The 12413-nt window shown below is 63.6% G+C and carries 16 protein-coding genes; 3 read left to right on the forward strand and 13 right to left on the reverse strand.

The annotated features are described in order from the left end of the window. Nucleotides 1–14 precede the first annotated feature (14 nt). The 3 genes from C8K18_RS27610 to C8K18_RS27620 are packed head-to-tail and all read right to left on the reverse strand — an operon-like array spanning nucleotide 15 to nucleotide 2911. Nucleotides 15–1022 (reverse strand): SIS domain-containing protein, encoded by a 1008-nt coding sequence (locus C8K18_RS27610; RefSeq protein WP_044020526.1) that lies wholly within the window; start codon nucleotides 1020–1022, stop codon nucleotides 15–17. After that, complete coding sequence (nagA, locus tag C8K18_RS27615; protein WP_006048054.1) at nucleotides 1015–2118, reverse strand: N-acetylglucosamine-6-phosphate deacetylase; 1104 nt, start codon at nucleotides 2116–2118, stop codon at nucleotides 1015–1017. The genes C8K18_RS27610 and nagA overlap by 8 nt, the downstream gene beginning before the upstream one ends. 58 nt (nucleotides 2119–2176) lie before the next feature. Further along, a complete protein-coding gene (locus C8K18_RS27620) occupies nucleotides 2177–2911 on the reverse strand; it encodes a GntR family transcriptional regulator (RefSeq protein WP_107710500.1) in 735 nt (244 codons plus the stop codon). A gap of 365 nt (nucleotides 2912–3276) precedes the next feature. On the opposite strand from C8K18_RS27620, the gene C8K18_RS27625 reads away from it, so the two are divergent. Continuing rightward, on the forward strand, nucleotides 3277–4203 hold the full coding sequence (locus C8K18_RS27625; protein WP_107710501.1) for a helix-turn-helix domain-containing GNAT family N-acetyltransferase: 927 nt from the start codon (nucleotides 3277–3279) through the stop codon (nucleotides 4201–4203). 6 nt (nucleotides 4204–4209) lie between these two features. Here the strand turns inward: C8K18_RS27625 and C8K18_RS27630 are convergent, their stop codons facing one another. After that, a complete protein-coding gene (locus tag C8K18_RS27630; protein ID WP_107710502.1) occupies nucleotides 4210–5022 on the reverse strand; it encodes a MetQ/NlpA family ABC transporter substrate-binding protein in 813 nt (270 codons plus the stop codon). Between the two features lie 286 nt (nucleotides 5023–5308). On the opposite strand from C8K18_RS27630, the gene C8K18_RS27635 reads away from it, so the two are divergent. Continuing rightward, nucleotides 5309–5599 carry a YciI family protein gene (locus tag C8K18_RS27635; RefSeq protein ID WP_029969673.1) on the forward strand — a complete coding sequence of 97 codons (291 nt, stop codon included), beginning with the start codon at nucleotides 5309–5311 and terminating at the stop codon, nucleotides 5597–5599. 54 nt (nucleotides 5600–5653) lie between these two features. On the opposite strand, the gene C8K18_RS27640 is transcribed toward C8K18_RS27635, so the two are convergent. The 5 genes from C8K18_RS27640 to C8K18_RS27660 form a co-directional block, all read right to left on the reverse strand. Next, a complete protein-coding gene (locus C8K18_RS27640; RefSeq protein WP_107710503.1) occupies nucleotides 5654–6271 on the reverse strand; it encodes an SCO family protein in 618 nt (205 codons plus the stop codon). 6 nt (nucleotides 6272–6277) lie between these two features. Next, a complete protein-coding gene (gene cyoE / locus C8K18_RS27645) occupies nucleotides 6278–7183 on the reverse strand; it encodes a heme o synthase (RefSeq protein ID WP_006048060.1) in 906 nt (301 codons plus the stop codon). A 6-nt stretch (nucleotides 7184–7189) separates the two neighbouring features. Beyond that, complete coding sequence (locus C8K18_RS27650) at nucleotides 7190–8299, reverse strand: heme A synthase (RefSeq protein WP_006048061.1); 1110 nt, start codon at nucleotides 8297–8299, stop codon at nucleotides 7190–7192. Nucleotides 8300–8321: 22 nt separating this feature from the next. After that, a complete protein-coding gene (locus C8K18_RS27655; RefSeq protein ID WP_107710504.1) occupies nucleotides 8322–9050 on the reverse strand; it encodes a cytochrome C oxidase subunit I in 729 nt (242 codons plus the stop codon). A gap of 69 nt (nucleotides 9051–9119) precedes the next feature. Next, a complete protein-coding gene (locus tag C8K18_RS27660; RefSeq protein ID WP_053857465.1) occupies nucleotides 9120–9836 on the reverse strand; it encodes an SURF1 family protein in 717 nt (238 codons plus the stop codon). A gap of 111 nt (nucleotides 9837–9947) precedes the next feature. Here C8K18_RS27660 and C8K18_RS27665 point away from each other — a divergent pair, with 111 nt between their 5' ends. Continuing rightward, nucleotides 9948–10157: a twin transmembrane helix small protein gene (locus C8K18_RS27665; RefSeq protein ID WP_006048064.1), complete on the forward strand. Its 210-nt coding sequence runs from the start codon at nucleotides 9948–9950 to the stop codon at nucleotides 10155–10157. A gap of 190 nt (nucleotides 10158–10347) precedes the next feature. Here the strand turns inward: C8K18_RS27665 and C8K18_RS27670 are convergent, their stop codons facing one another. From C8K18_RS27670 to C8K18_RS33520, 4 genes are all read right to left on the reverse strand, one after another. After that, complete coding sequence (locus tag C8K18_RS27670; RefSeq protein ID WP_006048065.1) at nucleotides 10348–11205, reverse strand: cytochrome c oxidase subunit 3; 858 nt, start codon at nucleotides 11203–11205, stop codon at nucleotides 10348–10350. A 151-nt stretch (nucleotides 11206–11356) separates the two neighbouring features. Beyond that, nucleotides 11357–11566 carry a DUF2970 domain-containing protein gene (locus C8K18_RS27675; protein ID WP_107710505.1) on the reverse strand — a complete coding sequence of 70 codons (210 nt, stop codon included), beginning with the start codon at nucleotides 11564–11566 and terminating at the stop codon, nucleotides 11357–11359. Nucleotides 11567–11620: 54 nt separating this feature from the next. Then, the gene (locus C8K18_RS27680; protein WP_107710506.1) at nucleotides 11621–12235 is read right to left on the reverse strand and encodes a cytochrome c oxidase assembly protein; all 615 of its coding nucleotides are present in this window, start codon (nucleotides 12233–12235) and stop codon (nucleotides 11621–11623) included. A gap of 41 nt (nucleotides 12236–12276) precedes the next feature. Then, a complete protein-coding gene (locus C8K18_RS33520; protein ID WP_006048068.1) occupies nucleotides 12277–12411 on the reverse strand; it encodes a cytochrome oxidase small assembly protein in 135 nt (44 codons plus the stop codon). Nucleotides 12412–12413 lie beyond the last annotated feature (2 nt).

Consider the following 12413-nt stretch of genomic DNA (forward strand, 5'->3'; position numbering starts at 1 on the left):
CATCTGATTTCTCGTCAGTGAGTTTCGGTGACTTTGTTGAGATGGCGCGGCGCATCGGGATTGCGCCCGCGCGCGGCCGCAAGGCCGGCGGCCATCACGTAAAAGGACAGGATTGCGGCGATCGGATCGAGCGCCGCGTGAGCGGTGGTGGCGAGCGGCAGCGTGGCTTCGGGCACGTCGGACGGCGCGGCCAGCAGCACGCGTGCGCCGCGCGCCTGCATATCGCGCGCGAGTTGCAGCAGGCCTGCCTGCTCCGGTCCGCGCGGCGCGAATACGAGGAGCGGATAGTCGCGGTCGATCAGTTCCATCGGACCGTGACGCACTTCCGCGCTCGAGAACGCTTCGGCCTGAATGCCGGAGGTTTCCTTCAGCTTCAACGCGGCTTCCTGCGCGATCGCGAGACCCAGACCACGGCCGATCACGATCATGCGTTCGATGCCGCGCAGTTCGTCGACTGCCTTCGACCAGTCGAGCTTGCCCGCGTCTTGCAGCGCATCCGGCAGCGTGTTCAGCGCGCCGAGCAGCGCCGCGTCGTTCTGCCAGTGCGCGACCAGTTGCGCGGAGATCGACAGCATCGCGATATAACTTTTAGTAGCCGCGACGCTCAACTCGGGACCGGCGACGAGCGGCAGATGCCATTCGCAAGCATCCGCGAGCGGCGAGCTGGGCGCGTTCACGGCGGCAACGGTCAACGCGCCGGCTGCGCGCAGCGCCTGCATCGTGCCGACGAGATCGGGACTCTTGCCCGATTGCGAAAACGCGAGCGCAAGCTGATCGCGCACCTGAAGCGGCGCCTGCTGCAGCGTCGCGACCGACATCGGCAGCGAGGCAACCGGCACGCCAAGGCGGCTCATGGTTAGCGATGCGAAGTAACTCGCCGCGTGATCCGAACTGCCGCGCGCGACCGTGAGCGCGACATGGCGCGGCTTTTCTGCGAGCCGCGCGGCTAGCGCCTCGACGCGCGAGGTGTCCGTGAGTTGCGCGGCGACCGTTTCAGCGGACGCCAGCGCCTCTTTAAGCATATTCGACAATTGCTTCTCCTTCGACGTAAGTCGCGCTCAACGCCAGTTCACGATCGAACACGACGACGTCGGCCCACGCGCCGCGCGCGATACGGCCACGGTCTTCGATGCCGAGATAGTCGGCGGCGTAGCGCGACAAACGGTTTGATACATCGGCGATCGGCAGACCGATCGACACCAGATTGCGCAGCGCCTGATCCATCGTCAGAGTGCTGCCGGCAAGCGTACCGTCGGCAAGACGCACGCCGCCGAGACACTTCGTCACGTGTTGGCTGCCGAGGCGATATTCGCCGTCGGGCATGCCGGTCGCCGACGTGCTGTCCGTGACCACGTAGAGGCGCGGGATCGCGCGCAACGCGGCGCGGATCGCGCCCGGATGGACGTGCAGCAGGTCGGGAATGATTTCGGCGAATTCGGCGTGCGCGAGCGCGGCGCCGACGAGGCCAGGATTGCGGTGATGCAGCGGCGACATCGCGTTGAACAGATGCGTGAAGCCGCACGCGCCGTGCTTGAGCGCGGCGACGGCGTCATCGTAAGTGCCGAGCGAATGGCCGAGCTGCACGCGCACGCCGCGCGCCGCCATCGCCGAGATGATGTCCATGTGCCCGGCAATCTCCGGCGCGAGCGTCACCACGCGGATCGGCGCAATGGACAGGTACTTCAGCACCTCGTCCATCACGGCGGACACGGCTGCGTCGGGCTGCGCGCCGAGCTTGCCGGGGTTGATGTACGGCCCTTCCAGATGCACGCCCAACACGCGCGCGCAGCCCGGCGTGCGCACCCGCGCGACGTCGCCGAGACCGGCGACCACGCTCATCAGCTCGTCGCGCGGCGCGGTCATCGTGGTGGCGAGCAGGCTCGTCGTGCCGTAGCGCGCATGCGTGCGGGTGATGGTCTGGATCGCGTCGCCGGCTTCCATCACGTCCGCTCCGCCGCCGCCGTGCACATGCAGGTCGATGAAGCCAGGCAGGATGTACGGCGCATCGTTCGTCGCCGGATCGACGCGCTCGCCGGTGAGCGCGGTGATGCGGCCGTTTTCGAATTCGAGCGTGCCGTGAATCCACCCTTCGGTGGTGAGTATGTTTCCGGTCAGCATGAGTCTCTCTTGCAAGGCGTGATACGGGGCATGGCTGAACTGCTCGGCGGCGCCGCGCTTAGGTCCGCAGTTCAGCGACGAAGTCGTAGTAGTCGTCGCGGCAATAGGTGTCGGTCAATTCGATTGCGCGCTGGTCGGCGCTGTAACCGATACGGGTAATGACCAGCAGCGCCGAGCGCGGTTCGATGTCCATGAGTGAAGCGATCTCGCTCGAAGCGTTGACCGCGCGAAAGTGCTGCAACGCGCGCACGACTGCCGCGCCGCGTTGCTCGAGATAGCTGTAAAGCGAGACGCCGATGGCGAGCGGATCGGGAACGATTGCAACGGGCAGCGCTGAATGTTCGACCGCCATCACGATGCCGTCGGCGCGGCGCAAGCGACGCAGGCTGGCGACCGCGGCGCCAGGCGACAAGCCCAGGTGCACCAGCTCCTCGCGATTGGCGGCGCGAATGTCGCGCTCGAGCCAGACGGAGTCGGGACGAAAGCCGCGCTGCTGCATCTTCTTCGTGAAACCGGTGAGCCTGGACAGCGGGTCTTCGACACGTGGCGTGATGAAGCTGCCCGCACCACGCGCCCGCCGGATCAGACCTTGCTCGACCAGCAGCTCGATCGCCTTGCGCGCGGTGATGCGCGACACGCCGATTGCGTCCGACAGCGTGCGCTCCGAAGGCAGCGCCTCGCCCGCGGACCACACGCCGCAGTGGATCGCCGTCGCCAGATTGCGCGCGAGCTGCAAGTACAGCGGCGTGACGTTGCGAGCGTCAGGCGTGAGTGCGGACCAGCGAGTTTCCATGGCGCTCCGGCGGCCTTCGACCAGGTTCGGCCTGCAAAAATGAGAGCCCATTATATAACCAACATAATACCAGTCAACGAACTGGTTATAGGCCGGTACGTTCTGGCGCAAAGCCTTGCCGCATAAGCGTTTGGCGGGGGTCAACGCACGCTGGTGGCCGCTTTCCACGCCCCAGGATTTACCCGTATTCGAGTCGTTTGCGACGCGCAAGTGACCAGTTGCAGACCAATTGCGCGGGCACGCGCGCCGCAGCTTCGTACCGCCTTGATACCAGTCGATTCCCGCCTGCCGGACACGCGGCTTTGTTAATGAGGGCGCGTTCCAATATAGTGATAGCGAACGCATAAAAATCCGGAGATCAGCATTTGACCGATTCCGAGGCGCTGCGGCGGGCTCAGGCAGTCCGCCGCTTCAATCGCTTTTACACGCGGCTTATCGGCGCTCTGCACGAGCATCTGGCTCACAGCACTTTCTCGCTGACCGAGGTGCGCGTCCTGCACGAGCTGTCGCGCGGGCGCGAGCAAACCGCGTCGGTGCTCGGCCGCGCGCTTGGACTGGACAGCGGTTATCTGAGCCGTCTGCTGACCAATTTCGAACGACGCAATCTCATCACGCGACGGCCGTCCGAGACCGACGCGCGTCAGTCGCTGATCGCGTTGACGGATAACGGCCACGCTGCCTACGCGCCGCTCGACGCCGCCGCCAGCCAGGAAGTGCTCGACCTGCTGGGCCGGCTCACCGCGGGCTCGCAGGAGCAGTTGATTGCCGCGATGAACATCGTCGAAAGGCTGCTTGGCGACAAGCCTCGGCCGGACACGGTGGAATTGCGTGCGCCGCGCCCCGGCGAATGCGGGTGGCTCGTGCATCGGCAGGCGCAGTGGTTCGCCGCGCAATACGGTTGGGACGAATCGTTCGAGGGACTGCTCGCGCGCGTGGTCGCCGACTACACGCAGCGCAACGATACGGTTCGCGAACGGTGCATCGTCGCCGATCAGCACGGCACGGTGGCGGGTGCGGTGTGCGTTGTTGCGGTATCGACGACGGTAGCGGGCCTGCGGCTCTTATGGGTCGAACCGGACCTGCAACGCCTCGGCATCGGCACGCGGTTGATCGCCGAAGCGACGCGCTTCGCGCGGCGTGCCGGCTATACGAGATTGACGCTGACCACGGCCAGCGCTTTGGAGGAACCGCGGCGCCTGTGCAAGCGCGCCGGTTTCGAACTGGTCCGCGCGGCGCCGGAGCGCCGTTTCGGCAAGGACCTGATCGTCGAGCGCTGGGAGCTCGGGTTATAGGCCGCGTCAGAACGACGGCACCACCGAGCCCTTGAACTGCGTCTTGATGAACTGGCGCACGTCTTCCGACTGATACGCGGCAACCAGCTTCTTCACCCACGGCTTGTCCTTGTCCTGCGTGCGCACGGCGATCAGGTTCGCGTACGGGCTGTGAACGTCCTCGAGCGCGATCGCGTCCTTGGTCGGCTGCAGGCCCGCGGCCAGCGCGAAGTTGGTGTTGATCGCGGCCGCGTCGACATCGGCGAGCGAGCGCGGCAATTGCGCGGCATCCAGTTCGACCAGCTTGATCTTCTTCGGATTCTCCGCGACGTCGAGCGCCGTCGCGTTATTGCCGTTCGTGCCCGCGCCGGCCTTCAGCTTGATCACGCCTTGCGCTTGCAAAAGCAGCAGCGCGCGGTTCTCGTTCGACGGGTCGTTCGGCACCGCGACCTTCGCGCCTTGCTGCAAGTCCTTCACCGACTTCAGCTTCTTCGAATAGATGCCGAGCGGCGAGATATACGTGAGACCCGCGCTGACGATCTTGTAGCCGCGCTGCTTGATCTGGCTGTCGAGATACGGCTGATGCTGGAAGCTGTTGGCGTCGAGATCGCCGGCGTCGAGCGCGGCGTTCGGCTGCACGTAGTCGTTGAATTCGACGACCTTCACGTTCAGCCCTTCACGCTTGGCGACCTTGGTGACGACTTCCCAGATCTGCGCATCGGAGCCGCTGATCGTGCCGACCTTGATGGCTTTGTCGTCGGCGTGCGCGCCGAAGCTGGCGACGATCACCGCGCCGGCGACTACTGCGGAGAGGGCTTTGATGATAATTCTGCGCTGCATGTCATTCTCTCTGTTTCTGGTCGAATCCATTTGCAAGGGACTCGGGTGATAGCCGAAGACAGACGCTGACGACACGCGCGTCACCGCGCAATGAAGGGCGTCGCCAGCTGGACCGTAAATCGTCTCATATGCGCTGCAAGATAGGAAATACCGCAATCGCATATGAGTATGCAGCGCGCGGCCCGCGGTTCACGGTTCGCGGCGAAAGGTCACGCCGTGACGGATAATCTGAAACGTTGCCGCGAGTGTGCGCGGCATGTTCATTTGCGTGTGAGGACGCCTATCCATGTATGTCATCAACCTGATCTACACCGCTTCGCTCGAAAGGATCGACGACGCGCTCGAAGCGCATCGCGCCTTTCTCGCGGAGCAATTCGAAGCAGGCGTATTCGTGGCTGCGGGGCCGAAAGTGCCGCGCGACGGCGGGATCATTCTGGCGGTACGTATCGAGCGCGAGAAGCTGGATGCCATCCTTGCGACCGATCCGTTCGCCGTGCAGAAGCTCGCGCGTTATGAGGTGACGGAGTTCAAGACCACGCGGCTCGCGCCGGGATTGAATCTGCCGATGCCGGCTTGAGGTTGTCGCGGGTTGGTGTGGTCGCTACGTGGTTTCGACGCGGGTTTCGCTGCATCAATCCAGCAGCAGCTTAATGTCGTGCACCCAGGGCGCGGCGCCCTGGCCGTCGCGCGCGAAGAGGCGCAGCTTGCCGTCCGTGTCGAACACATAGCTCGCCGCGGTATGGTCCATCGTGTAGCTGTCGGGCGTCTTGCCCGGCACCTTCGCGTAGTAGATGCGGAAGTCTTTCGTCACCTTCTTGACCTGCGCGTCGTCGGCGGGACGCAGACCGACGAAGCTCGGATTGAACGCCGGCACGTATTGCCCGAGCAACGCGGCAGTGTCGCGCTCGGGATCGACGGTGACGAACAGCACTTGCACACGCTTGGCATCGTCGGGACCGAGTTGCTGCAGCGCTTGCGAGAGCTCGGCCATCGTGGTCGGGCAAACGTCCGGGCAATGCGTATAGCCGAAGAACAGCACGACCACCTTGCCCTTGTAATCCGCCATCGTGCGAATCTTGCCGGACGTGTCGGGCAGCGAGAAGTTACTGCCGAATTGCGTATTGCCGGTAATGTCGAGATTCTGGAATGCCGGCTGCTCTTTGCCGCAGCCGGCGACAAACAACGCGCCGCCGAGCGCGCAGGCGATCACAGCAGCACGCGCGACGCGCGCGAAGCGGATATTGAGCATGGGTTATTACACGCCGATCAGGACGCGCACATAGTGGTCGACCAGCAGCGCGGCGAACAGCAGCGACAGATAGACGATCGAATAACGGAAGGTTCGGCGCGCCAGATCGTCCGAATACTCGAGGTAGATCTTCCACGCGTAGGCGAGAAACAGCGCGCCGAGCAGCACGGCCGCGGCAAGGTACACCACGCCGCTCATGCCGGAGATGAACGGCATCATCGTGACGGCGAACAGGATCACCGTGTAAAGCAGAATGTGCAGCCGCGTGTACTTCTCGCCGTGTGTGTTCGGCAGCATCGGCAGGCCGGCGTTTTCATAATCTTTGCGGCGATACAGCGCGAGCGCCCAGAAGTGCGGCGGCGTCCACACGAAAATGATCAGCACGAGAATCCACGCGTCGCCCGGTACATGGCCGGTGACCGCAGCCCAGCCGAGCGCGGGCGGCATGGCGCCCGACGCGCCGCCGATCACGATGTTCTGCGGCGTGGCCGGCTTGAGCAGCAGCGTATAGATGACCGCATAGCCGACGAAAGTGGCAACCGTGAGCCACATGGTGAGCGGATTGGCGAACGTGTAGAGCGTCCACATGCCGAGGCCGCCGAGCACGGCCGAGAACAGCAGGATCTGCGAGGTGGTGATTTCGCCGCGCGCCGACGGGCGCCACGACGTGCGCCGCATCTTCGCGTCGATCTTCTGTTCGACGAGGCAATTGATCGCGAACGCCGCGCCGGCCAGCAACCAGATGCCGACCGTGCCGCCGATCAGGACGGGCCACGGCACCATGCCCGGCGTCGACAGAAACATGCCGATGACGGCGCAGAACACCGCGAGTTGCGTGACGCGCGGCTTGGTGAGCGCGATGTACTGCGACATCCTGCTACCGGGCGTTTGGGGAAGTGTTGTGCTGTCCATGTGGAGTCACGCTGGCGCGGCATCGTGCGCGGGCAATACGGCACGGCCGGGACGGCTATAAGCGATTCGAAAGTTTAGCATAACGAGCAGGAGCAGCAGGACCGCCGCGCCGCCGTTATGAGCTACCGCGATAGGCAGAGGCCATTGTAGGACGATGTTCGACAATCCCGTGATGAACTGGATCAACACCACCAGCAATACGCCGTTCGCCGGACGCCGCAGCGACTCGAAGCGGCGCAGCTTGAGCGCAAACCACACGAGGTAGGCAATCACCACGAACGCAAACGTGCGATGCGTCCAATGGATTGCCACGAGCGCCTCCTGCGTGATCATGTCGCCGTCGCCCGTCATGCCGAGCGCACGCCACAGGTGGAAGCCGTGAGCGAAGTCCATCGGCGGGAGCCATTGGCCGTTGCAGGTCGGGAAGTCGGTGCAGGCGAGCACCGCATAGTTCGTGCTGACCCAGCCGCCCAACGCGATCTGCGCGATCAGCAACGCGAGACCTGCGAGCGCCGCCGTGCGCCAGCGCGCGGCTTCGGGCTCGTAGGCGGGCAGCGGCGTTTGCCGCGCGGCGAGCCAGCCGAGCATGCCGAGCAGCGCGAGGCCGAGCAGCAGATGCGTCGTCACGATGACCGGCTGCAGTTTCAGCGTAACCGTCCACGCGCCGAACGCGCCTTGCACGAGGATCAGCAGCAGCAGCGACGTCGGCCACCACGGCGACACGTGCAGCGGACGGCGCTTGATGCGCGCGACCCACGCGATGACCGTCTGCGCGACGATCAGCACGCCGATGGCCATTGCGAAATAGCGATGGATCATCTCGATCCAGGCCTTCGTCATGCTGACGGGGCCGGTCGGCATCGCCTGATGCGCGGCCGTGATGGCCGCGTGCGCGATAAACGGCGACGACGTGCCGTAGCAGCCCGGCCAGTCCGGACAGCCGAGCCCGGAATCGGTGAGACGCGTGAAGCCGCCGAACATCACGAGGTCGAGCGTGAGGAACGTGGTGAGCCAGACGAGCTTGCGGAATTTGTTGTCGTCGGCTTTGACCCACACGTAGGACAGCGGCAACAACGCGATACACAAACCGATCAGGCCCAATTGTAATACGAACATCTTGATTACCCTGGTTGCGGCATCAGCCGATGCGGGACCACTTGAGCAGCTTGGTCAGGTCGCCCTTGATCTTGCTCGGGTCGGGATCTTTCGGGAAACGCATCATCAGATTGCCGTTCGGATCGACCATATAGAGGTGGTCGGTCACTCGAGTGCCCTTGTCGACGGGCAGCCATGCCGACACTTGCGCCGGATCGGCAATCAGCATGTTGGTGTCGGGATACGCTTTTTGTATCACGTCAGCGACGTTGCCCGCATCCGTGCGCAGCCACACTTCTACTACACGCTCGCGTTCCGGGCCCTGTGCCGCGCGGATTTGCCGCATGAAGTACAGCTTCGTGACGCAGGCTTTGTCGCAGGCGCTGTTGTCGACGGAAACCAGCAGCCAGTGGCCGCGCAGCGTGGCGAGCTTGAGCGGCTTGCCGTCTTCGCCGGTCACGACGAGCGACTCGGGAATCGGCCGTTGCGGTTCGACGAGCGTGCCGTAGCTCGTCGAACCGCCCGTCGGCTTGACGACGTAGTACATGAAGTACGAGATGGCGATCGGCGCACCGCAGACGATGGCCAGCAGCAGCAGCATCCAGCGGCCGCGCTGCCACGAGCCGCGGCCGTTCGGTTGGCCGGGCATTGGTTTCGCTGCAGCGCGTTGGGCGGCGGCGGGGCTCGCGTTGCCAGGTTTCGCGTTGGACTGTCCGTTGGATTTGCCGCCGGATTTGCCGGTCTCGGGCGAACGGGGAGATTGCGTCGACACTACGTGACCTCTTTCAATGATTGTGCGGCTCGCGTCGAACTCACATGGAGCGGCGCGAAGCACGCTGCATCACACGCCGGGCGCGTGCTCTTTTCTGGCGGCGCGGCGCGCGGCGTAAAGGCCGAAGGCCACCGCCGCCGCCGCCATGCCCCACCACTGGAACATGTAGCCGTAATTGCGCTCGACGCCGCTGGTCGGAGCCGGCCAGTCGCGCACGAGCTTGTCGCCGTCGTCGCTCAATTGCTGGATTACGAACGGCTGCAAAGGCAGTCCGGTTTCAGCGGCGTAAGCGGCGATATCCAGGTTCTGGCGAATCAGCTGATGCGCGGCCGAACCGCCCTGCCCGAGTTCGTAAGCACGCGACGCATCGGCGCGCGCTATGCCTTCGATCTCGATCTCACCCTGCGGCGTGACGTACGGCGCGATCGTCTCGCGATTGCTCATATTGCGCGGCAACCATCCGCGATTGATCAGCACATAACCGCCGTCCGCGAGTTTAAAAGGCATCACGACGTAAAAGCCCGGCTGATCGTTATACGGACGATTGTCCAGGTACACGACCTTGTCCGCGACAAACGTGCCGCGCGCCTTCACGCGATGAAATTCGATGTCCTTCAATGCCACCGGCGCGCGGGTCACGGGTTGAGCGGGCGCGTTTTCGAACTGCGTGATGCGCGCCTCGAGCGCTTCTTTCTGATGCGCACGGTCCCGCTGCCAGAAGCCGAGCCGCATAGTCACCGCGACCACCAGCAGGATCAATAACGCGGGCACGAGCCGGAATTTCATCGACGATACTCCCTGCCTGCATTGAGCGCCGCGGGGAACGCAGGGCAAACGCCGACGCGCGGTGAGATAATAAACGTCTCGCCTTTGCGCTTTTCCGTTTCAGCAGATTCCATGCACATTCTCGTTCCCATTGCCTTCGCACTGATCATCGCCAGCATGGTGTCGGCGCTGTACTTCATGATGCATGACAAGGGCAAAACCAAGCGGATGGTCTGGTCGCTCGCCACGCGAGTCGGGCTGTCGATCTCGCTGTTCCTCTTCATCCTGTTTGCTTACTGGATGGGCTGGATTCACTCGACGGGCATTCCGTACGGGCGCTGAATCCGGCAAGAGCTTTTACCGCTCTAAACAAAACGCCGCCCTGACAGGGTCGAGGGCGGCGCTGCATCAAACCGGTATGCCTGCTTCTGCGTACTGCTGATTGCGTACAGCCTGAGCGCCCGCCGAAAAACACGTTGGGCAACAGCCCGCGCAGTTCCGGCAAGCGCCGGCCCGCGCGGACAGTTCAGCCTTACAGCCAGTACACGACAACGTACAGTCCGAGCCAGACCACGTCCACGAAGTGCCAATACCAGGCCGCGCCTTCGAACGCGAAGTGGTGCTCCGCCGTGAAGTGGCCGCGGATCATGCGCGCCAGCACGACCGCCAGCATCGTGCCGCCGAGGAACACGTGGAAACCGTGGAAGCCGGTCAGCAGGAAGAACGTCGAGCCATACACGCCCGAAGCCAGCGTCAGGTTCAGTTCGTTGTACGCGTGGAAATATTCGAAGCCCTGCAGGAAGAGGAAGCAGACGCCCAGCACGAGCGTGGCCGCAAGCCAGATGATCGCCTTCTTGCGATGATCTTCGCGCAGCGCGTGGTGCGAGACCGTCAGCGTCGCGCCCGACGACAGCAACAGCGCGGTATTGATAGTCGGCACCGGCCACGGCGTCATCGACTTGAAGGTCGACACGAGCGCCGCAGGACCATTGTTCGGCCACACCGCCGAGAAGTCCGGCCAGATCAGCTTGTAGTCGAGGCTCGACAGTTCATGCAACGCGATGGCGCGTGCGTAGAACAGCGCGCCGAAGAAAGCGCCGAAGAACATGACTTCGGAGAAGATGAACCAGCTCATGCTCCAGCGATACGACTTGTCGACGTTCTTGCCGTACATGCCGCCTTCGGACTCCGCAATCGCGTCGCCGAACCAGTGCCACAACGTAAAGAGCAGCCACAGCAGACCGACGACAACCCCGATCGGCGCCAGTTCATGTTCGTTGATCCAGGCCGCCAGCGATCCGAGCATGATCAGCAAGCCGACGGCGGCGGTGATCGGATGCCGCGACGGATGCGGTACGAAATAGTACGGGCTCTCGTTTTGACCGCTCATTCTTGATTCTCCACTTCAGTCCAGTTGTTCCGGAAGCTCCGGCTGTATCTTCGACGGCGCGTGGCTACCGCACCGCTTCACTCTAATTCGTGGGCGCTGCCGCGCCCGGTCCTTCCTGCATCGTCGCACTGCGCGAGTCGCCTCGATGGTCTCAGCCGACCACCGCGCGAACCACCAGAATCAGCACGCCGATGAAAATAGCCGTGCTGATCAGCGCCGCGACAATCACATGCAGCGGGTTCAGTTGCGTCGCGTCGCTTTCAAGATCGCGCCGCTTGCGCACCCCGAAAAACGACCAGAACACCGCCCGCATCGACTGGCCAAAGCTGCTCTTGCGCGGGCCGCCGCTGTTATCGCTCATTGCTGTCTTCCTTCGCCTGGGCCTGCGCCTTGGCCTGGGTTTCGGCCCTTACCATCAGGCGGGATTGGCGGCCGTGGCCCCCGTCTCAGCCGGAAGCGCCGCGCTTCCAACCTTCGCCGTTGCCGGCGTGCTCAACTCGAAAAACGTGTACGACAACGTGATCGTTTTCACATCCTTCGGCAGCTTCGGATCGACGACGAACACCACCGGCATCCGCTTCGTTTCGTTCGCCCTCAACGTTTGCTGCGTAAAGCAAAAACACTCGATCTTCTTGAAGTACTCGGTCGCCTGCTTCGGCGCGTAGCTCGGAATGGCTTGCGCCTGGATCGAGCGCGCCTGTTCGTTGCTCACCTCGTACATCACCGTGGTCACTTCGCCCGGATGCACGTCGAGGCTGCGCTGCTCCGGCTTGAAACCGAGCGGGCCGCGCGCGTTCGCATCCAGTTCGATCGAAATCGTGCGGCTCATGTCGACTTGCGTGTTCTTCGCCTCGCGCACCGTCGCGTCGCGCTGCACCAGGTTGTTGATCCCGGTGATCTGGCAGATCGCGCGGTACATGGGCACCAGCGCAAAACCGAAGCCGAACATCATCAACGCGACGACGAACAGCTTGATCAGCATCGAACGGTTAAAAGAGCGATCGGCCTGAGCCGGCGGCTGCGTCGACATCTCAATCCTTAACAAACCTGCAAACCAGAGTTACCGCCTGGTCAGGAAAACCAGCCCTGATTGATGATGACGGCGGTGAAAAAAACCGCTGCGATGGCAAGCAGCACGAGACCTAACCGCCTGTTGCTCGCGCGAATCTGCTCCGGGGTACGTCTTTCCTGTGGATTGCGCGTCATGC

It is taken from the genome of Paraburkholderia sp. GV068, from assembly GCF_003058125.1.
In the GTDB taxonomy this organism is placed as follows: domain Bacteria; phylum Pseudomonadota; class Gammaproteobacteria; order Burkholderiales; family Burkholderiaceae; genus Paraburkholderia; species Paraburkholderia graminis.